Raw genomic sequence first — 22,372 nt, forward strand, 5'->3', positions numbered from 1 at the left:
TCAAAAAGGATTACAGCCGTATCTGGAGACATGCATAGCATTAATCGAGTTAATTTCGCACTGCTGTATTTGTTTGGATATGATTTTATGCCGAGGTTCACCAAAATAAACAGAAAAGCCTTTAAAAAGCCAAGCGAATACAGTAATTTTTAATAAAACCCTCTAAAAAAATAAGCCAACAATTAATTATTGATGAATGGGATAATATCTTAAGAATTATCGCATCCATTGCAATGAAAGAAACCTCACAAAGTACGGTGATAAGAAAACTATCCTCTTATACCAAAACAAACTCTACTCTGAAGGCGTTGATAGAGTTTGATAAGATTATTATGAGCATTTATATGCTTAAATATATTGATGATGTTGAAATGAGACGTTGTGTTCACCGTGCATTAAATAGGGGTGAAGCATTTCATCAGTTACGTTCAGCCATACTCAAAATCAGTGGCAAGCAATTGTTAGGAAAAACTGACAAAATGCTGGAAATTAATAATCAGCGCAATAAAATCTTGGCTTGTTGCATGATTTATTACAATACTGCTTTATTATCAGCTCTTTTAGAGCAGGCTAAACAACGTGGTGATGAGGCATTATGCAATGAAATTAAACGATTATCACCGGTTGCTTGGCAACATTTTAATATGCTTGGGACATTTACATTTTGCAAATCAGAAAAACTTATTAATATTCATGAGGTTGCGAAATTACTGTTAGAGGATGAAACCATCAATGTTCGCTTTATAAGCCTTGCTGAATAAGGGTTGTAGAAGGTGATGCTGGTAAACCAGCGCTATATGGAATTAACCCCTGTAAGGCCTAACGCTCCGGAACTTGCGCCGTGATGCAAAAACCCCAAAGAAATTGGGTTGATAATTGACTAACAGTATATATAACTCAATTAAGTTTATCGAAACTCGTTTTATGCATAAAAAAATTTAAAATCATCTGATTGCCCCTCTAAAGTTGTTTCAATAAAGTAAAATAAGTAATAAATTTTATCTGTATTTTTGCATCACAGCGCAAGTTCCGGAGCGTAAGGCCTGGTAGGCTGATGGGCACGGCATCGTCATGTATGGACCCAAAAAATAGTTAAACATCTTAAAATATGATATTTTTGGTTTTGGTTCTCGTAGACCAATGGTTATATGCGGAGAGATAAATTCATTGAAGTCAGATTGCAATAATTCAGTAGGGATCCAGTTGTAGCGCGGCTTCATCCAGGAGACTCTCCAATTCTATTAACTTTGAACCGGCAACACTATACGGCAACAAAACCTTATAAATACTGACTTGAAAGAAAATTAAAAACTAGCAACGAGGTGTACCTTTGCAAGGGGCGTGAATGGTTACTATAGTTAAGTCATAACTAATGAAGAATATTGAAGTGAACTATGGAACAAAACTATCATCCCTCCCTTTCAGAAGCAGTATCCGCGTTGAAAAAAGATGATATCGTGACGGCAAGCAATGTACTAGAACGATTTCTCAATGATTCAGATTTAACCCTTAAGGCGCAAGCTAACAATTTTATGGGTTTGATTTATTTGAATAAACAAGAATATCCCAATGCAATTTTTTGTTTTGAAACAGCGAGCAGTATTAGCGATTACTATGTGTATTGGATGAATTTAGCGGTAGCCCAAATGCGGCACAATGATTTTCCCAATGCAAAGAATAATTTCCACAAGGCAGTCCAATATGCTCAAGAGCAAAATTCAAACAAACTATCGAAAATGAGATTCAGCTATGCAGGATTATTATTTGACATTAATGAATTTGAACCTGCCCTAGAGCAACTTAATATACTGTGGGAAAGCTATTTATTTTATAAAGTAACCGATTCGACGTTTCTCTATATCCGAGAGATGCCATTTTTTGAGGATTTTCTTAATGCCTCAGAAGAAATCATGATGCATTTGTTAGGCAAATTTGATTACAAAAAATGGTTGGATATATTACACGATGGAGTCGATGAAAGTGGTAAAAAAGAAGTATTAGAATTGAAAAAAAAGCTAATGCAGCATGATAACTATAATTCAACGCAATCGTTTGAGATCCCTCTGCCAATCGAGCCCAGGTTAAAACCGTTCAAAGGATTTATAGAAGATATTTTTGAAAGAGATGGAATAAAAGTTCTAGTATGCAGATGTGTGCAAGGAAGATTACAGCAGGGTGATTCGCTGACTTTCAAAAATCAAGCAGGTCAACTGACAGACACAAAATGTATTAAGATAGAAAGCATGCATAATGACATACGCCAACTTCAACTCGATTTTAGTTTGTTAGCAATAGTTTACTTAGAAGGTATTGATGCAATGGATGTTAGAAGAGGTGATTGGATTTTATTCCGTACCCAATTTCTCCAGGATTCTGATGAATACGTAGAATGCTCAGCTCATTCTAGTGCATGGATTGAAAAAATAGGCGACGCCAATCAATCGACAGCTTTACTTTATTCAGTCGACACACCTAAAAAATTAAAGGAATTATTGCCATTTTTATCAAAAAATTATTGGATTATGGATAAGGCCATAATAAAAAAGCAGCTTGTTCAACAAGATGAGGACGGCTGGAGTGCCTTAATGTCGGCAGCACGCTATCAACCGGAGGCAGCCAAGGAGCTTCTGAGGTTTTTAAGTGAACATCATGAATTTCTGGGTAGAGACCTCCTCAAAGAGGTGCTTGTTCAAGAAAACAGTATAGGTAATAACACTTTAATGTTGGCGGTAGGTGATCAGCTTGAGGCAGCCAAGGAGCTTCTGAGGTTTTTAAGTGAGCATCATGAATTTTTGGGTCAAGACCTCCTAAAGCAGGTACTTGTTCAACAAGACGAGGGCGGCTGGAGTGCCTTAATGTCGGCAGCACGCTATCAACCAGCGGCAGTTAAAGAGCTTCTGAGGTTTTTAAGTGAACATCATGAATTTCTGGGTAGAGACCTCTTGAAAGAGGTGCTTGTTCAAAAAAAAGAGGACGGCTGGAGTGCCTTAATGTTGGCAGCACTCTATCAACCGGAGGCAGCCAAGGAGCTTCTGAGGTTTTTAAGTAAACATCATGAATTTCTGGGTAGAGACCTCCTCAAAGAGGTACTTGTTCAACAAGATGAGGACGGCTGGAGTGCCTTAATGTCGGCAGCACGCTATCAACCGGAGGCAGCCAAGGAGCTTCTGAGGTTTTTAAGTGAACATCATGAATTTCTGGGTAGAGACCTCCTCAAAGAGGTGCTTGTTCAAGAAAACAGTATAGGTAATAACGCTTTGATGTTGGCGGTAGGTGATCAGCTTGAGGCAGCCAAGGAGCTTCTGAGGTTTTTAAGTGAGCATCATGAATTTCTGGGTAGAGACCTCCTCAAAGAGGTACTTGTTCAACAAGATGAGGACGGCTGGAGTGCCTTAATGTCGGCAGCACGCTATCAACCGGCGGCAGCCAAAGTGCTTCTGAGGTTTTTAAGTGAACATCATGAATTTCTGGGTAGAGACCTCTTCAACGAGGTGCTTGTTCAAAAAAAAGGGGACGGCTGGAGTGCCTTAATGTTGGCAGCACGCTATCAACCGGAGGCAGCTAAAGCCTTTCTAGAGTTTTTAATCGTGCATCATGAGTTTCTGGGTAGAGACCTCCTCAAGGAGGTACTTGTTCAAGAAAAAGAGGACGGCTGGGGTGCCTTAATGTTGGCAGCACGCTATCAACCGGAGGCAGCTAAAGCCTTTCTAGAGTTTTTAATCGTGCATCATGAGTTTCTGGGTAGAGACCTCCTCAAAGAGGTGCTTGTTCAAAAAAACAGTATAGGTAATAACGTTTTGATGTTGGCGGTAGACGATCAGCTTGAGGCAGCCAAGGAGCTTCTGAGGTTTTTAAGTGAGCATCATGAATTTTTGGGCCAAGACCTCCTAAAGAAGGTACTTCTTCAACAAGATGAGGGCGGCTGGAGTGCCTTAATTTCGGCAGCACGCTATCAACCGGAGGCAGCCAAGGAGCTTTTGAGGTTTTTAAGTAAACATCATGAATTTCTGGGTAGAGACCTCCTCAAAGAGGTGCTTGTTCAAAAAAACAGTATAGGTAATAACGTTTTGATGTTGGCAGTAGACGATCAGCTTGAGGCAGCCAAGGAGCTTCTGAGGTTTTTAAGTGAGCATCATGAATTTTTGGGCCAAGACCTCCTAAAAAAGGTACTTCTTCAACAAGATGAGGGCGGCTGGAGTGCCTTAATGTCGGCAGCACGCTATCAACCGGAGGCAGCCAAGGAGCTTCTGAGGTTTTTAAGTAAACATCATGAATTTCTGGGTAGAGACCTCCTTAAAGAGGTGCTTGTTCAAAAAAACAGTATAGGTAATAACGTTTTGATGTTGGCGGTAGACGATCAGCTTGAGGCAGCTAAGGAGCTTCTGAGGTTTTTAAGTGAGCATCATGAATTTTTGGGCCAAGACCTCCTAAAGAAGGTACTTCTTCAACAAGATGAGGGCGGCTGGAGTGCCTTAATGTCGGCAGCACGCTATCAACCGGAGGCAGCCAAAGAGCTTCTGAGGTTTTTAAGTGAACATCATGAATTTTTGAGCCAAGACCTCCTAAAGAAGGTACTTGTTCAACAAGGTGAGGGCGGCTGGAGTGCCTTAATGTCGGCAGTACGCTATCAACCGGCGGCAGCCAAAGAGCTTCTGAGGTTTTTAAGTGAGCATCATGAATTTTTGGGCCAAGACCTCCTAAAAAAGGTACTTCTTCAACAAGATGAGGGTGGCTGGAGTGCCTTAATGTCGGCAGCACGCTATCAACCGGAGGCAGCCAAGGAGCTTCTGAGGTTTTTAAGTAAACATCATGAATTTCTGGGTAGAGACCTCCTCAAAGAGGTGCTTGTTCAAGAAAACAGTATAGGTAATAACGCTTTGATGTTGGCGGTAGACGATCAGCTTGAGGCAGCCAAGGAGCTTCTGAGGTTTTTAAGTGAGCATCATGAATTTTTGAGTCAAGACCTCCTAAAGAAAGTACTTCTTCAACAAGATGAGGGCGGCTGGAGTGCCTTAATGTCGGCAGTACGCTATCAACCGGCGGCAGCCAAAGAGCTTCTGAAGTTTTTAAGTGAACATCATGAATTTCTGGGTAGAGACCTCTTCAAAGAGGTGTTTGTTCAAAAAAAAGAGGACGGCTGGAGTGCCTTAATGTTGGCAGCACGCTATCAACCGGAGGCAGCTAAAGCCTTTCTAGAGTTTTTAATCGTGCATCATGAGTTTCTGGGTAGAGACCTCCTCAAGGAGGTGCTTGTTCAAAAAAACAGTATAGGTAATAACGCTTTGATGTTGGCGGTAGACGATCAGCTTGAGGCAGCCAAGGAGCTTTTGATGTTTTTAAGTGAGCATCATGAATTTCTGGGTAAAGAAGCCTTAAAAGAAGTGCTTATTCAAAGAAACAATGAGGATTGGAATGCCTTAATGTTGGCTACGCAATATCAGCCGGAAGTAGCTAGGGCCTTTCTAGAATTTTTAAGAAAGCACCATGAGTTTTTGGGTAAAGAGACTCTAAATGACTTGGGACTAAAGGCCATGGGTTTTGCCGACATTTGAACATCATTCGGTTTTACCGGCGCCGTCAACTTAACTTTTTATAACGTAAGAAAAGAGTGATCTTGCCCTGATTTGTCGGACACCTAGCTAAGGGAGTAAACTCCTAAAGCAGAGGTGAATAATGAACAATAATAAATCAGATCAAAAAGTAGCACGTAAAAAATATAGTCTTCAATTTAAAGATCAAGCGCTTGAGCGAGCGGTTAAAGATGGCATATCTCAGGTAGCGAAAGATCTTGGTATTAAAGAGTCCATGTTGTACTACTGGAGATCCCAACAGAAGCAAGGTGGGGTTTTACCACATATCCAGCCCAAACTGGCAATGAGATAGCTAAGCGACTTTAAGTACCAATATTTTGTCCATATCGAACAACATATCTTGCTCTTCAATATCCTGAGTGAAATCATATTCCCCATGCAAATTGACATAATGCCAGATTAAAGTCGATCCATTGCGAATAATGGTTAATAGTACTTTCCTGCTTTCTTCATTCTCTAAAAGAACCAATTTTTGCGAAAGGTATAACTCATTCCATAATACAATTGCATTCTGATTTAAGCGCTGGCAACCAACAACCATTTCTTGTTCCTCCTTGCTGCTGTATTGAATTTCCTGGTTGTTACCAAACAGAATGGCTTTTGAGAATTTATTCGATAGCTCAATACGATTTAACTGTTTTTCAACAGCCTGCCGTAATTCAACATCATCAATATATCGAAGAATAAACAGACTTTTAATAATCCGTCCAAATTCCTTTATGGCGCAGTACAATGGGTGTTGTTTAGAATATGAACTGAGACGCTTGAACAGTTGTGAAGCCGTTGTGGCTTTAAGTTTAATCGTAACCATCAAACGCAAAATATCATCCCAATTGGTTTTAATTAAATCAGTGTCGATATAGCGATGCGGGAGTATTTTATATCCTTTGGTTTCATAGGTGCTTCTAGAGTTAAAACTGTATAGGGTGGCTTTCTTCAGACCTTTAATTCTGGGTGCAAAATAAATCCCCAGCAGGTTCAATATCCCAAAAATTGCTTCAGAATAACCATGTGTATCAGTGGAATAGATTGTGCTTTTGATCGAAAGATTATGTAATAACCCATCGACGACATAGGCTGCTTCCCGTTCAGAGCTACTGATGGACGTAGTATAAAACAGACGATTCAGCTCATCAATAAAGCAGTAAAGTGAAGATTCTGAGCCGCTTCCAAAGTATTTAAATGATTTATTGGCATTCAATGACTCAACAACTACGCTGACTTTTCGCCCATCGCTTGATGTATGTAATTCACCAGGATTTTTTTGATAGATGCTGGTTAATGATAGCTTGCCGAGCAGATCAAGAATGCATTGATTGGCATTGAAGTCTTGCGTGATTCTGGTAAAGTCAGCACTGATTTGATCTTGAAAGATCCTTATGTCCTGGATTTTCTTGGGATGAGAGATCGCTATCTCGAAAAAGATTTAGAAGATGCCATATTACGTGAGATCGAACGCTTTATATTAGAATTGGGGACGGGCTTCAGCTTTATAGCTCGGCAAAAACGCATTCAAATTGATTATATAGATTCCCACATTGACTTATTATTTTGCAATAAGCGGCTTAGGAGAACGTGCGCTTTAGAGTTGAAATTAGGTGACTTCGACGCAGCCTATAAAGGTCAAATGGAGCTTTATCTGCGTTGGCTAGCAAAATATGAACAAGAACTTGATGAAAATCTGCCCTTGGGTATCATATTGTGCACAGGAAAAACACATGAGCAAATCGAATTACTAGAGTTGGATAAAAGCGGCATTCATGTTGCTGAATATATTACAACACTACCGCCAAAAGCAGAATTACAGAAAAAATTACATCAATCTATTGAATTTGCGCGACAGAGATTTGAAAACAAAGATCAGTGATCAGTATTTGTCCGGAAATTTGGACGGGTTACGCCTAGAACCCCAGGATACGGGTGCAAATGGATCACGTTACTTTTAAAATAGGCTTACACACCTTACCAGACAAGGATTGCAGCCTTTTTTTATAGAAATCAATAGGTCTATATAGTTGAGATTTATCCGAAAGCTTAGATTTTCTAAGTTTAATCTTTTTTGTAAACGGAGCCCTTTGCATTAACTGAGAATATTTCTATTTATTGTCCTACTGTAGAAGTGATTCAAGTTGCCAGAATAGAAAGGTCGATTAATGTTCATGATGGGTATACGGGATTGGTATGAAGCAGAGTCATATAAAACTCCAGTTAATTGGATGCTCATCTTCAGACTTTAAACAGGAAAGTGAGCCAGAAATAGACAAGCACTTGAAAACAGCTTTATTTAGCCTCATAAATAGCAGTGTCCACAAACCCCCCTTTATAATTGCAAACATATCATCATGTGATATGATTAATTATAAATGCAATTGACCATACATTAGAAAATTTATTAGAGCTCAATGGTGAAAGAATCATCATTGATGAGCCTCTTGGCCTATGGGTTAAGTTCGAGGTTATTAAAACACAAAGCCGACAACAGGGTATTAAATATTCATTAACTCTACATGATAAATCCAATAATCGAATATTGGGTTTTGATAATAGCCATGAAATAAAATATGGGGCAAAGAAAGGGGTTAGCCCGGAAAGAACCTTTGATCATTGGCATTATGATGAGAAGGATCAAGGAAGACCTTATAATTATGTTAATGCAGGACAGCTTTTAGAAGACTTTTGGAATGAGGTAGATAAGCGTCTTATAACTCTTAAGGAGAGTAAATAATGAATAAAGCAAGAATAGGCATTATGTCTCTTGAGCAGTATAAACAACGCACCCTTGCGATTGCCAAGGGGATATATAAACCTAAAAAAGATGAACCAAAAATTTGGTTCACATCAATGAAGTCATTAGCTCATGTATTATCTGAAGATAATCAACTGCTCTTGAAGTTAATTATAGAAAATGAGCCTAAATCTGTTTCTGATTTAGAGGCGCTAACAGGATATAAAAGAAAGGCCAATAATATCCTGAGAACCCTGCGAACAATGGAGCAGTATGGTCTAGTTAAACTAGAAGAAAGTCCAAATAAAATACATAGAGGAAGGGCGCCCTTAATGCCTAAAGCTCTGTACGATGAATTTGATGTTGAGTTTTCTCTTCAGCAAGTTTGTTAGTACTGAAATAAGGATGCTGATATGCGTGATAAAATAAAGGTACTTTACTACCCAGATATGCAAGTATCAGAAACAACGTTAAAAAAATGTATCTTATTCTTTGATGAAATCCATTTTATGGATAAGCCAGCTTTGACCATTGGCAATTTCGGCTTAATTGGAGCTCAATCACCATTAAGAGCAACCGAGCGCTCCTTTCGTGAAGATGCTGGTGTACCTTTATATGTTCATAGCGTTGATGGAGGAAGGATTTCTACTGATATTATGGAAAAAGTAGTATCTGATTTAAATGATTCTTCCTTTATCGAAAGTTATAGGGATGGTCTTTCTAAGTCGAAAACCTTTAGGAACCAACAATTTCCCGAAGGAAATTATGGTTCTTTTGGAAGCACCCCAAAAGAACTTATTAAGCTATTTGAGAATATAGATTTATCACTGTTAGCCAATTCCAATACGGTAGAGTTTTTAAAACAAAATTTTTCTCCTTTTGATATAACAAAATCCTGATGTTGTTAGCAGATGCAACTCCTTATGCAAATTTATTAAATACTCAATATAAGCGTGCCGCAAAAAACTTAGAAAATTCGGATACTATCGTTAGTATTGCAGATCTTGGTTTTGCAATATTTGATGAGCTCATATCCAATAAAAGTATAGAGAGCATGGATATTAGAAAAGTTGTTGCATATAGAAAAAAATCTGAAAATGCGCGGGAGGAGTTCTTGGAATATCTTGCCTCAATTCAAGTGAAGCAAGCGAGTCTTCTTACACATGATAATTATTTAATTGATGAGTCAACATGAACTAAATAGCTACCTTAATTTATGTACACAGTTTTATGATTTAATAAGACCTCAACCACCAGAAGATGCTTATGTATTTTATCGTTCTTATGTCGCAAATGCGGGTGGTTTTGTTATGGAGCCCATGTGTGGTTCAGGTCGATTTTTACTCCCGCTCCTCAAAGAAAATTTCAAAGTAATAGGGGTTGACGCCAGTAAGCATATGCTTAATGCCTTACACGCTAAGGCAGAGTTACAGCATCTCAGGCCAGAAGTATGGCAAGGATTTGTTGAGGATTTAAATAGAACACAAAGATATAACCTGATTTTTATTCCCAGCGGCTCATTTGGACATCTTATTAATTTTGACTCAGTAAGAAAATCATTGAAGGTTTTTTATGATCATTTAAATGATGATGGGATTTTATTATTTGAAGCAGAAACATCTAAAATAGTGCCTGATCAACTTGGAGTTTGGAGAGGTCTTGTATGTCATAAGCCTGAGGGTGATTTTATTCTGGTAAATCGGCTTACAACTTAGAAATTAAAACGATTAAGGCTTTTGATAGTTCTTTAAGTCTTGATGAAAGTGACTCTAGCATTGTTTATGAATGTAGGAAATAAAACGCTACTAACGTCATGATCGAAATGAAAAGCATTAAATGTTGTGTTGCATTAACGAGTTGAATTAACCGGGCTATAAATTTATCTAAGGCTGATTACCATGATAATCAGATCTAATGCATGTAAAATCAAAACCGACCTTTATCCTCTTTCTATGTTTAGTTAGGTACTTTATTTCAGCTGTTTATTATCTACTCACCACCATACAGCTTCTAGCTAATTAAAAATCTATTAAATATTTCTTTGCTTTTCTTTGCGTAATAAATATGTACAAACTAATCGATTGATTAGTAGCAGAGAGGCTTGATTACGAAAATTTTGTGCTTCCCCTAATAAGTTTTTGTTTTCAAGTTGCTGTTTGAAAAAAAATATTGAGAAACTAGAGCATTAATACTGCGACCGTTATGGTCGACTGCTAAAAATATTGCTGTCTGCTTTTTGATTTTGACTCAAAGTTCCCTCCTAGTGATAGCGATGTTTTAATGCTTAAGAATTGCAACAGACTTTTAACTCTGGATAATATGTTTTAATTGTGTTCATTTGTAATTGATTTTTCATCAAGTAGTTTAAAAAATTTACTATACTTTTAGAAAGTAGTGAGGTAACTTTGATGAAAACAATTACAGTTGCTATGTGGGATCCCGGTTATAGCATTGAGGATAAAAAACTGGAGGAAAGGATTGACGTGCTTGAAGAAAAATTCAAAGCGGCCTATGAGCGGGCTATGTCATCAGATTCTGGGGGCTCGGAGGTGACGTTTATTTTTATGTGTCCTGAATATACTCTGTTAAATAAGGATGACGCGATGCTGGGGAATTTCAACTCCAAGACAGAGTTGTTAGACGCTGAGAAGCGTTTACAAAAGCTGGCTAAAGATTATCCTCAGGCTATTATTATTCCCGGTACTGCGTATGTTGAAAAAACTTTGGATTTACAAGATGAAGCAAAAAAAACAAAGTATGTGAGTGCAGTTAAATCATGGCAACGTAATCATTTCCGAGGTTTTTTCTCGTTTGAAGAGGAAATTGCAGATAAAAAATTAGTAAAAAATACAGCACCTATTTTTTTCAATTCCCCAAATAATAAACCTAAGCGTTATAGTAAACAGGTCGAGGCTGAAGTTTATCTTGATACGGGAAGCAGTATTTTTTATCCAGGTCATGCCTCTTCGATTTTTACACAAAATGGTATTCGCTTTGGAATAGAGATTTGTGCTGATCATAAAACGGGAATTTTAAGCTCTGAACAACAAAAGACAAGTGAACAAATCGATGTACATTTAATTGTGGCCGATGTTATTCCTACGATACGTGGTAAAGTCGCTGAAGGCGATGGCGTGATTATCGTTAATTGTGCTGGGAATTTTACTTACAACCCACTTGCCGCAGAAGAAACAGGGGTTTGGATAAGAGATAAAGAGGGCAATTTAGAGCCTGTCGAAATATCAGAAAGCTCAACTGAAGATTTAATAATTTATAGTAACATCCCTATACCTAATCAAACACATTCTCCTCAGGCATCAATGTAATGCAAATAGCTAATTTTAGATTTAGGTTAAGGTCATTGATGGTTGCGCATCTATGGGTCTCTAAACCCCTGTAGTTTCGATGAAGACTAATAAGCTCGTATACCAAAAATGGTTGATATTGATCAATTGGGTGTTTTAATAACGTTTAACGATTATGTAGTTACTGCTTGAGATGCTGTTAAAAGCAACCCTGGTTTAACTAATAATTTCTCGTCTGAAGGTAATGGCGTTATTGGACACATTATTGGCGGTCAATTTATATTGAAGTCAAAACCTATTTACAGGCATACCTATCAAAGTGAGTTGTCTTTACCTGAAAAAAATATCTTACCTAATATTTCAATCATTTATGGCCATTTAGGTATGGATGACTCATTAATTAAGGCATCAATAGCCTCAGGAATATCCGGCATCATCAGTGCAGGATTTGGAAAGGGTTATCAACCAAAACATATATCATTAGCACTAGAGAACGCTGTTAGGCTAGGCATTCCGGTAGTACGGTGCGCGCGTTCAGGATGTGGGTATACAGGAGTTGGCCAATACCAACGAGATTGTCCAGTCATAAATCAAGACTCGATGTTTTATCTGGCCCGGGTAGTGTTTAAAAAATGTTGAGGTTTAATCCAGCTCCAAGCGCATATAATGAAGCTTGTCACTAATCAGAGTACCTTTTAAAAATTTCTGATAAAACTCTATTACTAAGGTTAAGAAAATATTCTCGTCTAATAATGTCGCAAATATCTTCCTTGGAACAGTATACTATGACCGCATCTCCAGATCGTAGGTTGTTCAATAGTTGCTTTCTCTTCATCTGAATATCGATTTCATATTCCCCATAATCGGTACCTTGGCGAGTAATGATATCAATAATTAAATTTTCCAAGGCCTCTTCACTTAGTAACGTGTGATCAATTTTAATCATGTTGTGCCTTAGGGATGACATTATTCTTGGTTTGTAGTCTATGCCATTTTTTTATCTCAAGTGTCATCCTTTGCGATTCAGTTTTTAATTCAGACAGTACTTAATTAAATTTTTTTAGTTGTTTTCTAGAAGCAAGCTTAGAAATAACCACAGAAGTTGTCGCAATTATCAGGGTGTAATAACTCGTTGGCATAACTTCAAATTCAAGCATAAGAACTCTCTAATTAACGCATCATTTATTATTCAATAATTCAGTTCTAAAAAAGTAGCGATTGCGAGCAGTAATTTCGTTTTGAAGAGGCGCGTTACTTTTTTTTATCCCTCCCATGGATTTCAGGAGCAACCAGGTGACAACCATTCAGTTTGCGCTATATTTTCAATCAATTGTTCTCGCTGAGTAGGTGCAAAAAAGCATCGCTTATTTAAAGCATATTGAATTCCCAAAGCAATTAAGCCTATTCCTGTTAAAGCAATAGCAATATTGACGACAATGATTTTCCATTGCTCGCGATGAATCGCCATTTCGTCATCTTTGGCATGTAATTTATGCATAAAGGATTCTTTAAAAAGGCTTAGGTTTTCTTTTTGCTCTTCAAGAGGGCGCTCAAAAAATGCTTTTAAATCCTTTTTAAGTTCCAATCCCAGCAAAAGAGCGGTTTTGCCTTTCCCAACATCTTGGCTGATGAGATAAACGCCATGAGCAATCATTTGGTCAAGACGATGGGTCAGTAAATGAAGCGCAGGAGGGCCAGTCCATAAAAAAGAACGCGACGTTTCTTCATTCAATTCCCCGGACTTTTCCATATCACAGAGGGGCGACCAAAAATCCAGCTCAGGATTTTTTTGCGCTACAGTATGGAGCGTTTCATCATTTAATAAGCCAAGCTGGTGTAATTCTCCAATGGCAGATCCTACTGATTTGGCCTTTATTCCTGCGTGGACCACTATTTCAAAATATTTTTGATTGAGAATGCCTACTAATTGCAAACGACCTACTCCATTATGAATTGCGCAGGCGTGTTGGTGTTGCTGCATCAGTCGCTCGAAATTGCCCTGAGTGAGTAAACTAACCTCCCATAACCTATCTAATATCATGGACAAGGAGAACAAATTGCTTTCGGAGTCAATTAAAGTTAATTGCTTAAAATTGGCAGGGGTCAAACAGTGGGCGTCGCGCAAGGCAAAAATTCCTTCCGCGCTGTTAATTGTCTTTTGTTGGTTAATGTGTTGAATTAAAACGTCTTTTCCGCCAATGAGGCGTTCAATTTCCAGCATTTCATCAGAGTGATTAAACCCCATGGCTAAATCGTACAAGCGTTTGCGTTTATCACATCCCAAAATAACGGGAACAACCGTACAAATTTTAGTTAAATGCGAATCAATAAGGCGAAGTTGCGCTTTAACTTCGTCAGAGGGATTACGACGATAAATGGCATGTAGTCGTTCTTGTCTCCGGCATAGGCGGTAATCCACATAATTGATCATTTCCCAAAAAGTATCGTGTTGTTCCGATATGTCTTGCCCCGCCACTAATGCTTTTGTACCCGTCCAATTAAATAATGCATTGATATAGGCATAATGGTCATACAAGTCCGGAGACTCAACCAAATGAAATTTTAAGCCTTGACGTGCCAAACGCTCTATATGCCCCAGACTGTCGCCCAAAGAAGACAGTCCTCTATTATAGGCGCGTCGTTTTTCAGGGTCACTTAATGTATCGTAGGCCTCCTGAATGCGCAGGAACTCTTCTTCTTTTCCTGGCACTCTATCCGGATGTGTCGCCAAAACCAGACGACGGTACGCTTTTTTAATCTCTTCTTCGCTTGCATCCTGGGTCAGCCCCAGTTGTGCGTAATAATCGGCCATACAGCCCCTCCGTCAATAAACCACTTACATTAGGTATCCAGAAATATTTGAGGTCAGCGTGGTCATTTCCATCCCCTCATAGTGCTCATCGTCTCTAGGTGCCAAGGATGTTTTCGTCATGAAGCTGATTCGTTTTGCTAAAGAACCAATGTCATTGCTTTTATCAATGAGATTGAGTTCACTGAGTACATCGCTGATGTTAGTGATTAAGCCTTCATCAATACGGGTTACTATTTGAGCCACTTCCTCGGTATGGTGACGATTCCAATGAAAAAATATTGCTCGCCAGAACGCAGAATCGCCTTTGGTGTAATCATCCAAAATAGCGCGAACCTGTTGCATGATATCGGTACAATTAGTCATTAACGCGTCATAAGACTCCGGATATTGCCTTAAGGCGATATGATCCGCTGGACTTAAAGGCTTTTCCGGGCCTAAAGAAACCCATTTCACTGTAGGCGGTAGGCGTGAAAATAAATCACTTAATTGCTCGGCATTATAATATTCAAAGCCATTATCGCTTAAATCAAGGTAGGTTATTTTCCTAGGAATTAGCCCTAGCACTTGAATAATAAACGCACGAGTCTCTACCGTTTGTCCAAAACCATTGGCTCTTAAACTCAGTTCTGTGTTTTTATCGGAAATTTTCAAAAAAAGAGTCTCAATACTCTTTAAATTATCAAGTCGATTTAATCCACAGCGGCTTAAATCCGTTTTAGATGCTTGGGTCATTGATGCTAAATGAATGCGGGCAAGGGCTGTATTAATGGATTCTTGCTTCATTAACTGGGTAACACGTGCAGGTCGCTTTTCCGAAACCAGTCCAAGCGCCAATTGCTGCTCCATCTGGTTATTTTCTTGTTCCGTGGAGGCCAGCGCATAAGAAAAAATAAGAGCTACCGTTTTAAAAGACAAATGAGACGATTTTAAAAACTGCATCATCACCAGCTTAAAATCAGCTACTTGTTTGTGATGGAGAATAACCCCTTGCGGTTTAAACAGACCTTGATGATGTCTTGTTGCGGGATAGGCAACTAACGCTCCATTATTTTGTAAAGCAAATTGATTTTTATCCAGAATAATACGAAGTATACGACCGGGGATGCCGGTTGAAAAACGGTTAAATTGGGAGGGCAGCAACCGGTCAAAACCATTACCGGAAAAATCAACTTCCCTAATCTGAGGGGCAAAAGCATGAAGCCATTTTTTAAACGCCTCTGGATTGGTACTTAGCAACCTGTTGCCACATAATTTGATAGCAAAAATCTCGGGAGGAACGTTTGAAAAAATGCACGATAAATCCTCGAAGGGTCTGGAGTTCCAGGTTAACTCGCTAAAATCCAAGGTATGTACGGTGGGTGGTAGTCCTTTTAATCCTATTGAAAATTCACTCGCGGATAAATCAAAGAAATTCATTCGACTAAAAATAACCGTATCAATATGGGGAGGGATTTTACTCAATTGAATTGCCATCTGCCTGCCATCCATGGGCGAGGCTCCTTGCACCGGAGGAGTGGCACTTTGGCTTAATCGCAGCCTTTTCACTGTTTTTTGGAAACCATTAAGAATAATCCCTAAAGGATTACTCTTAATGGACAAGAAATAATTCTCGCCTAAATCCACCTCCACAACAGAAGGGGTGATGGCGCGCAAAGAATTTGCGAATTTCTTTGGAGTAATTTTCATTGCAAATAAATTATTGTTACTTAAACCGAGTTGAATCAATTTTGGCGGTAAATTGGAAGTTAGCGTATGAAATACCTCGGGACTTAGTTTATTTAAGTTACAGTTCCCTAAATCTAAAGCCTCTAAATCGGGAGAGAGCACGCTTAAAAAATTAATAAAGTAGGTTTCATTTTGACCGCCTAAATCAATACCTCTTAAGCCAAGACGAATAATCGTACTAGGCAACACCTGGAGTATGTCTATCAAAAGGGTCGTTGAACAATTAAGGTTAAGGGCTTCTATCGTTTGAGTTATGTTACTAAATAATCTGATTATCTTATCTTTAGTAACACCATCGAAACTCATACCGGATAAGTCCAAAGAGGTGATATTGCTTTGTACGGAACTAACTGTATTGATGAGTTCGTCAATGGAATAAACAATCAATCCTTTGGGAATGTTAGTGCATTTAAAGGCGAAGGAGGCCTTGGATACCGTGTCAGGAAGGCCTGCTATGAATAGGGGTAACGCATTTCCAATATGAATATTTTTGTAATGGGTTTTGGTATAAACGTCATGCCCCGAATATTCCTCAAATGTGGCATCGTGCATGGCATATTCGCCACTGAACTTTACGGTTGTAATATGTTTAGGGAGGTAGGAAAGGGCATTCGCAACATCCGAATAAAGTGTGTAAAATAGACTCACACCACCATCAAAATCACCACTTATTTCCAGCTCAGTTTCTGTATTAGGGATGTTGGCAAAAAAACTTTTTATTTGCTGAAGACTTTGATTCGTTAAATCAATTAGTTGGACTTTCATCGCAATGATTCCTTATAAAAGCAATAACTAAAACATACATCACTAATTTTTCCATAAGTGATGGCATTAAGAGGGGGATATTTTTAAAGCGCAGAGTATAAATAAAAATTTAATGAAAATCGATGCATTTTAAGAGCGGCCTGCCTCTTATTTGGGCTTTGTCGCAAAAAGTTGTCTACTGAGATAGCATCCTCCTTTTTTCTTGTGGACAATCAACGATGCTCAGTTTCAAGTGGCGGCATTTTAAACGTGACATCATCTTAATGCTGGTCAGATGGTACTTGGCCTACTCATTGAGTTATCGTGACGTTGAGGAACTGGCACTGGAGCGGAGCCTGAAAGTAGATCATTGACGACAGGTGGGTTCTCCGCTATGCAGCGCAGTTGGAAGAGGTTTTTCGCAAGCGTCACAAACGCTCTGTAGGGATTTATTGGAGGATGAATAAGACCTATATCAAGGTAAAAGGCCAATGGGTTTATCTGTACCGGGCCGTTGATAAAGAAGGTCAAACCGTTGATTTCATGTTGTCAGAAAAACGGGATGAGCCTGCTGCGCAAGCACTTTTTGAGAAAGCTATTGGGTCAAGCGGTATTCCAGATAAAGTAACTATGGATAAAAGTGGAGCCAATAAAGCCGGTATCGATACCATCAATCTCCATCTGACGCTGTTGATTATGTGGGGCGGTATGTTTACACAAATCACCGTTCGCCAAATCAAATACCTGAATAATATCGTGGAGCAAGACCATCGATTTGTTAAAAAACTCACCAAGCCTATGAAAGGACTTAAAGCGCTTCATTCTGCAGAGGCGACATTGGCAGGGATTGAACTCCACCATATGCTCCGGAAATGGCAACACAAAGAATCCGCTAATCAAACTATTTTTGAACAGTTCTATGGACTCGCTGCATAAGTGCGTCCCAAATAAGTTTGGCTTACGCCTGTTGTGATTTTTGCGACAAAGTCCAATTTTCCTAGCCAAACGGTTTACCTTCTATATGTTCAATAAAATCTTTTTGAGAAAAATCCTCTTCACTAACGCTGTCATCTTTCTCATTTAAAAGATTAAGATTTTTCTGTGATGCTAATTTGTCATAGAGTTTGACTAGTTTACCTATTAATTTAGGAAAATTATCCTCGAGGCTCTCCTTCTTTTTCACATTTTTATCATGCTGCCATCGTCTGATTACACCGGGTTCATCAAGTGTTTTATATGCTTTTTTATTAGTCTTTTCGAAATCAATTCCCGCCTTTTCCAAGTCGATTATATTTTTATTGAAATCCTTAATTAACTTGCTTAACTGAGGCAAAAACTCATCCTTGTTTCCCTCATGCAATTTTATTTTAAGGTTGATTAATTCAACAAAAATATTAAATAGCCATTGATAATGTAACACATCAAAATTAGCCATTTTATAACAAAGACAGGGGTTTAAATCGTGTTGCAAGAGCTTAACTGCTTGATCTGAGGAGCAAGGGCTTTGGAATAGAGGCAGTTTTTTTCGTTCCGTGCTTTTAAAAAAAGGAATAAGTGAGTATTTAGTAGTTTCTGTTACCGGTGGCTTAGCACTTAACTCTTCACTTACACCAGGTATGGATTCTTTGCAAATAAAGAGATTAAGTTTATATTGACCTTCTGCATGACTCACATAAAAATCTAATTTTTCTTGCTCTGTAGTAGCGTTCCCACTATTTATAACCTCGATTTTTAGTCGGTCACTTTGAGACTGATAATGCTCTATAATCGTTTGGGGCTCCGTATGATCAAATACTGCAAACTTGGTTGTATGTGCTTTTTGGAACTCACCTTCATTAAGCAAAATAATGATATTTGAAATGCCAACTTTATCAAGTTGATATAAGTGTCCAAAGGAATGTTAGTATATTCCACATTAGGCAAAATTATTGCAATTTTCATTTCGTAGTCTCGAAAAAGCTATAGTGGATTTATTTAAGTATAGTCTAGGTACTCAGGAACCATAACATGCTTATGGTTTATGAATAACCTTATCCTTTGGGATATATGGAATAATACCTTGGTAGTAAGCTTGCTCTTGTATTTCATAAGAAGCCTCTTGCACATCAACGATGAATCCATTAACACTAATCATCCAAACAAAAGGGTAATCTTCTATTTTGCTAGGTAATGTCCACTTGGGATCCGTTTGTCTTATTTTAAACAAATCACGTATAGATTTACTTTTTGCACTGATGGTGTTTTGAGACAGACCAAACCAAGAAGATAAATCTTGTGATGAAAGGTGAGGGTTTTGGGATTTATCAAATAAAAAGTTAACCATGCCAAGAGCATGAATAATTTCTGCGGCTCATGTGTTGCTTCGACCGTATGCGACATCGCACGTACGGTGGTGTGAGAGGACGGAGCAGCTGTGAGGCTCCTCCTACTCGATCTACCTATGAGGCTCTATGGTGCTCAATATCACAAAGAAAGGGTTATTTAAAGGGGATATACCTGGAGTTTTCATTGGAAATCCAAGGCCTAGCAAAGCAACCTCCGTTTGAGGCAGCATTTTCTGGGTTTGATAAGCGTACTGAGATAGATCACGAAATGTGGCTTTAGAGTTGGTAATAATGCCATACCTAAGTGATAAAATATGGTTTATCTTTTTCTTGTGTCGATGCTCTCCTCCGAAACTACAATATCCAGGATACATTATTGGAATCAAATCATGTACAAAAAAACAGGTTTAACTCTTTTCTTACGCATCAAACGTTGGTAATCAGATTGATCCAAACCCACATGGCCGGTGTTCAATAGAAATGTAGTCCCCTCGCTTTTAATTATTGTTTTTTCTACAATTCCTCTGAGGAGATGGTATATTAATTTTAATACAGATCCAGGGGCGTCCAACTAGTTGAATAATTTTTTTTGATTGATCAGGGGATAAAACCCAACTGTGACCACCCCGACGTATAAAAGCACAGGCATCCGCATAATGCTACATATCGGCCATGGTTACTCGATTAATCCCTGTGAGTACCTCGTCTTTGTATCTGCGTCGTACTACTCTGGTAACGTCAAGAATAATCTTCATCTCCCATTATAATATTTGTTCTAACCTACTCATCAGGCGCATTAGATTTCTATTTGCAAGCCTTTCGCTGTTCTATAATAGGAGTATTTTAGAGTATTGAGCAACATTGACTCGAGAGTTCTTCATTTAAATTGAATGTTATTATCAAAGTATCACGCTCTTGATAGGCCTCGTGTATCTTTATTTGTACCGCAGTATCGTTAGAGGATTTGTTATCTAATCCTTCTATTAGATCATTAAGGGTGGAAATTCTATTAAGGACCATATCTTTTACTGAAGCTATTTTTTTTTGCTCTGGAAAAAATGTCATTTCATTTACATTGGCTCCTTTGTTCAATAGAAGCTTCATCATGATAAAATCATTTAAAGTGAATGCCTTAGCTAAAGGTGAAAGACGCATGGCTCCACTGTAAGCATAACTATAATTAATTTTATCATTAGCCAACAAGCATAAGTAATTGATCATAATTATTTTTTTATCAAAATAGAGACTATTTTGCACTACTTCATATATTAGTCCACTAGAAATGATATCCATGCGGGGTAAGGATTTATTTGTCTCACAGCATAAAAAAAGTAATCGGTAAAGACCATGAGAGACCAAAAAATTCAAAAAAATCATATAATTCTTATCTATTTTACCAGAGGTGATTTTGAATAAATTAATATAATTATACTCATTGTGCTCACTTCTTAAGGATGGGAGAAGAGAACGTATCTCTGCTGATAAATTATAAAAAAAAGTCTCAAAATTTTCATTGCAAGTAGTGGCAATAAATTGTTTCAGGTCATGAGTGTTCCACTGCAAATTAAAAGATGTTGCAAGATTTTTTAGGATATATTCATTTAAATTTGCATTATGGACATAAGATTTACAGGTCCATTTAAGCATAGTTAGGTCATGAAAATTACCAAATTTACCAATTACTTCCAATACATCATTACATAAGTTCATTACTGATAATTTCCTCTTAATCATTTCATTTATAAATTTACTAACAGGCCTGGAAGCTTATCCTAAATTACCGCTATATTGACTTGGCTATTCAGGTGCCTATTCCTACGAAGTGGATCAGTAATTCCTAAGGAAGTGGATCACTAATTCCGAACGATGTGAATCACTCGGAGCGAAGCGACGTATAAATTTATTATATTATAAAACATCCTTTTTGTTTGTTTTTTTTAGCTATTATTTCTCTCGTGATTTGCACTGTTTTGTTCGTTCCCCAGGACACTATCCCATTACTCAGTTAACCCTTGATTTAGGATTTCGGACAACGAAAAATAATGGTTTTATTGAGCGCAGCATGCCCGCCTTCTTTAATTTCTCTCAATTAACATTATTTGATGATAATTTGGAGTCAGAAACAGAGGACCATTATGGAGAGCGACCCTCTAACAAAGAACAAAATAAATGTGAAACCACAATGCATTGAGGAACTTAACCTTGAGCCTTTGTAGCTTTTGCATCAGGGCGCAGTTGGGTTGAATTACAGAAACGGGACAAATGCGAACCAGGACAAAATCACATACAAATTTTAGTATATTATAAAACACAAAGTGTGTATAATTTACCCAAATTTAAATTTGGGTAAATCAATGCCAATACTTCACGAATTACAGTCTGGAATTAACCATGGTCTATTTGAAATGATTCGCCATGAACACATTTGGAATTATGATTTGAATCTACAGATAGATAAATACAACAGTTTGAGTCAATCGCCTTTAGACAAACTGCAAGCCCAAATTAACCGAGGTTTATTCGAAATGATTCGCCATGAACACATTTGGAATTATGATTTGAATCTACAGATAGATAAATACAACAGTTTGAGCCAATCGCCTTTAGACAAACTGCAAGCCCAAATTAACCGAGGCTTATTCGAAATGATTCGCCATGAGCATATTTGGAATTATGATCTCAATCGGCAAATCGAAAAATTCAGCAGCTTGAGTAAACAGCCAATAGAGAATAAAAATATAACTAGAGCGGAAGCTCTCAACTCTAATTCTGTATCATCATTTCTTATAGAAGAAAATGCATCCATAGATAATAGTTTTTATATCAATTGCATTATAGGGATAACAGCGGTCACAGGCGGAGCGATGCTTATTGCGGGCATACTTTTATTGAACCCTATTTTCCTTGGCCTTGGGGCTGGTTTTTTAGTTGGAAGCGCAGGTCTTTCGCTTTATGGTTTTTATTCAAATTCTAATGCTACGAATCACAATGTTGTCAATGCAGAATTATTGTTCAATAAACAACCGAATTAATTATTTTTTTGTTACACACAACTCTCTAAATAATGCTAGAAAAGTAATAAAAATATATGGGCTAAACTAATATTCAAAGCGGCAGCGCTCGGTCAATTTATTTATTGCCAGTTT

At 38.0% G+C, this 22,372-nt stretch carries 20 protein-coding genes and 1 pseudogene; 14 read left to right on the plus strand and 7 right to left on the minus strand.

What is annotated here, in order from left to right; translation table 11 throughout:
* Positions 1 to 9: 9 nt before the first annotated feature.
* The 4 genes from LFA_RS20590 to LFA_RS02295 all read left to right on the plus strand — a co-directional run bounded on the left by LFA_RS20590 (position 10) and on the right by LFA_RS02295 (position 5,883).
* Complete coding sequence (locus LFA_RS20590) at positions 10 to 153, plus strand: Tn3 family transposase (RefSeq protein ID WP_407927630.1); 144 nt, start codon at positions 10 to 12, stop codon at positions 151 to 153.
* A 17-nt stretch (positions 154 to 170) separates the two neighbouring features.
* A complete protein-coding gene (locus tag LFA_RS02285; protein WP_269447745.1) occupies positions 171 to 761 on the plus strand; it encodes a Tn3 family transposase in 591 nt (196 codons plus the stop codon).
* A 633-nt stretch (positions 762 to 1,394) separates the two neighbouring features.
* The gene (locus LFA_RS02290; RefSeq protein WP_045094745.1) at positions 1,395 to 5,552 is read left to right on the plus strand and encodes an ankyrin repeat domain-containing protein; all 4,158 of its coding nucleotides are present in this window, start codon (positions 1,395 to 1,397) and stop codon (positions 5,550 to 5,552) included.
* Positions 5,553 to 5,673: 121 nt separating this feature from the next.
* Positions 5,674 to 5,883, plus strand: a complete 210-nt coding sequence (locus LFA_RS02295) for a transposase (protein ID WP_052673824.1) — start codon at positions 5,674 to 5,676, stop codon at positions 5,881 to 5,883.
* Here the strand turns inward: LFA_RS02295 and LFA_RS02300 are convergent, their stop codons facing one another.
* Positions 5,884 to 7,017, minus strand: a complete 1,134-nt coding sequence (locus LFA_RS02300) for a Tn3 family transposase (RefSeq protein ID WP_197541210.1) — start codon at positions 7,015 to 7,017, stop codon at positions 5,884 to 5,886.
* Here LFA_RS02300 and LFA_RS02305 point away from each other — a divergent pair.
* The 8 genes from LFA_RS02305 (at position 6,904) to LFA_RS02345 (ending at position 12,260) form a co-directional block, all read left to right on the plus strand.
* On the plus strand, positions 6,904 to 7,458 hold the full coding sequence (locus tag LFA_RS02305; RefSeq protein ID WP_231865889.1) for a PDDEXK nuclease domain-containing protein: 555 nt from the start codon (positions 6,904 to 6,906) through the stop codon (positions 7,456 to 7,458). The genes LFA_RS02300 and LFA_RS02305 overlap by 114 nt on opposite strands.
* 591 nt (positions 7,459 to 8,049) lie before the next feature.
* Complete coding sequence (locus tag LFA_RS02310; RefSeq protein WP_269447746.1) at positions 8,050 to 8,316, plus strand: toxin-antitoxin system TumE family protein; 267 nt, start codon at positions 8,050 to 8,052, stop codon at positions 8,314 to 8,316.
* Positions 8,316 to 8,708 (plus strand): HVO_A0114 family putative DNA-binding protein, encoded by a 393-nt coding sequence (locus tag LFA_RS02315; RefSeq protein ID WP_045094747.1) that lies wholly within the window; start codon positions 8,316 to 8,318, stop codon positions 8,706 to 8,708. The genes LFA_RS02310 and LFA_RS02315 overlap by 1 nt, the downstream gene beginning before the upstream one ends.
* Before the next feature lie 21 nt (positions 8,709 to 8,729).
* Complete coding sequence (locus LFA_RS20235) at positions 8,730 to 9,215, plus strand: hypothetical protein (protein ID WP_231865890.1); 486 nt, start codon at positions 8,730 to 8,732, stop codon at positions 9,213 to 9,215.
* Complete coding sequence (locus LFA_RS02330; protein ID WP_084602092.1) at positions 9,215 to 9,511, plus strand: hypothetical protein; 297 nt, start codon at positions 9,215 to 9,217, stop codon at positions 9,509 to 9,511. The genes LFA_RS20235 and LFA_RS02330 overlap by 1 nt, the downstream gene beginning before the upstream one ends.
* Complete coding sequence (locus LFA_RS02335) at positions 9,498 to 10,031, plus strand: class I SAM-dependent methyltransferase (RefSeq protein WP_052673826.1); 534 nt, start codon at positions 9,498 to 9,500, stop codon at positions 10,029 to 10,031. The genes LFA_RS02330 and LFA_RS02335 overlap by 14 nt, the downstream gene beginning before the upstream one ends.
* 693 nt (positions 10,032 to 10,724) lie before the next feature.
* Positions 10,725 to 11,642, plus strand: coding sequence for a hypothetical protein (locus tag LFA_RS02340; protein WP_045094749.1), 918 nt, complete (start codon positions 10,725 to 10,727; stop codon positions 11,640 to 11,642).
* A gap of 261 nt (positions 11,643 to 11,903) precedes the next feature.
* A complete protein-coding gene (locus LFA_RS02345) occupies positions 11,904 to 12,260 on the plus strand; it encodes an L-asparaginase family protein (protein WP_045094750.1) in 357 nt (118 codons plus the stop codon).
* A gap of 40 nt (positions 12,261 to 12,300) precedes the next feature.
* Here LFA_RS02345 and LFA_RS02350 read toward each other — a convergent pair whose 3' ends face one another.
* The 3 genes from LFA_RS02350 to LFA_RS20445 form a co-directional block, all read right to left on the minus strand.
* Positions 12,301 to 12,567: a YheU family protein gene (locus tag LFA_RS02350; RefSeq protein WP_045094751.1), complete on the minus strand. Its 267-nt coding sequence runs from the start codon at positions 12,565 to 12,567 to the stop codon at positions 12,301 to 12,303.
* Between the two features lie 333 nt (positions 12,568 to 12,900).
* Entirely contained in the window at positions 12,901 to 14,433 is a 1,533-nt protein-coding gene (locus tag LFA_RS02355; protein WP_045094752.1) for a J domain-containing protein, read from the minus strand.
* Positions 14,434 to 14,457: 24 nt separating this feature from the next.
* A complete protein-coding gene (locus LFA_RS20445; protein WP_045094753.1) occupies positions 14,458 to 16,923 on the minus strand; it encodes a DUF5617 domain-containing protein in 2,466 nt (821 codons plus the stop codon).
* A gap of 218 nt (positions 16,924 to 17,141) precedes the next feature.
* On the opposite strand from LFA_RS20445, the pseudogene LFA_RS02365 reads away from it, so the two are divergent.
* Positions 17,142 to 17,838 (plus strand): annotated as a pseudogene (locus LFA_RS02365) (IS6 family transposase).
* Positions 17,839 to 17,899: 61 nt separating this feature from the next.
* On the opposite strand, the gene LFA_RS02370 reads toward LFA_RS02365, so the two are convergent.
* The 3 genes from LFA_RS02370 to LFA_RS02380 form a co-directional block, all read right to left on the minus strand.
* On the minus strand, positions 17,900 to 18,745 hold the full coding sequence (locus LFA_RS02370; protein ID WP_045094754.1) for a hypothetical protein: 846 nt from the start codon (positions 18,743 to 18,745) through the stop codon (positions 17,900 to 17,902).
* A gap of 168 nt (positions 18,746 to 18,913) precedes the next feature.
* Positions 18,914 to 19,243 carry a DUF6398 domain-containing protein gene (locus tag LFA_RS02375; RefSeq protein WP_331709340.1) on the minus strand — a complete coding sequence of 110 codons (330 nt, stop codon included), beginning with the start codon at positions 19,241 to 19,243 and terminating at the stop codon, positions 18,914 to 18,916.
* 826 nt (positions 19,244 to 20,069) lie between these two features.
* Positions 20,070 to 20,936: a hypothetical protein gene (locus LFA_RS02380; RefSeq protein WP_045094755.1), complete on the minus strand. Its 867-nt coding sequence runs from the start codon at positions 20,934 to 20,936 to the stop codon at positions 20,070 to 20,072.
* A 644-nt stretch (positions 20,937 to 21,580) separates the two neighbouring features.
* Here LFA_RS02380 and LFA_RS02385 point away from each other — a divergent pair.
* The gene (locus tag LFA_RS02385) at positions 21,581 to 22,258 is read left to right on the plus strand and encodes a hypothetical protein (RefSeq protein ID WP_045094756.1); all 678 of its coding nucleotides are present in this window, start codon (positions 21,581 to 21,583) and stop codon (positions 22,256 to 22,258) included.
* Positions 22,259 to 22,372: the final 114 nt, after the last annotated feature.

It is taken from the genome of Legionella fallonii LLAP-10 (genome assembly GCF_000953135.1).
Lineage (GTDB): Bacteria > Pseudomonadota > Gammaproteobacteria > Legionellales > Legionellaceae > Legionella > Legionella fallonii.

Bases quoted from the DNA above. Each gene is read 5' to 3' on its own strand.
- LFA_RS02290 (WP_045094745.1), top strand. From the start codon at position 1,395: ATGGAACAAAACTATCATCCCTCCCTTTCAGAAGCAGTATCCGCGTTG.
- LFA_RS02295 (WP_052673824.1), top strand. From the start codon at position 5,674: ATGAACAATAATAAATCAGATCAAAAAGTAGCACGTAAAAAATATAGT.
- LFA_RS02315 (WP_045094747.1), top strand. From the start codon at position 8,316: ATGAATAAAGCAAGAATAGGCATTATGTCTCTTGAGCAGTATAAACAA.
- LFA_RS20235 (WP_231865890.1), top strand. From the start codon at position 8,730: ATGCGTGATAAAATAAAGGTACTTTACTACCCAGATATGCAAGTATCA.
- LFA_RS02330 (WP_084602092.1), top strand. From the start codon at position 9,215: ATGTTGTTAGCAGATGCAACTCCTTATGCAAATTTATTAAATACTCAA.
- LFA_RS02335 (WP_052673826.1), top strand. From the start codon at position 9,498: ATGAGTCAACATGAACTAAATAGCTACCTTAATTTATGTACACAGTTT.
- LFA_RS02340 (WP_045094749.1), top strand. From the start codon at position 10,725: ATGAAAACAATTACAGTTGCTATGTGGGATCCCGGTTATAGCATTGAG.
- LFA_RS02350 (WP_045094751.1), bottom strand. From the start codon at position 12,567: ATGATTAAAATTGATCACACGTTACTAAGTGAAGAGGCCTTGGAAAAT.
- LFA_RS02355 (WP_045094752.1), bottom strand. From the start codon at position 14,433: ATGGCCGATTATTACGCACAACTGGGGCTGACCCAGGATGCAAGCGAA.
- LFA_RS20445 (WP_045094753.1), bottom strand. From the start codon at position 16,923: ATGAAAGTCCAACTAATTGATTTAACGAATCAAAGTCTTCAGCAAATA.
- LFA_RS02380 (WP_045094755.1), bottom strand. From the start codon at position 20,936: ATGAACTTATGTAATGATGTATTGGAAGTAATTGGTAAATTTGGTAAT.
- LFA_RS02385 (WP_045094756.1), top strand. From the start codon at position 21,581: ATGCCAATACTTCACGAATTACAGTCTGGAATTAACCATGGTCTATTT.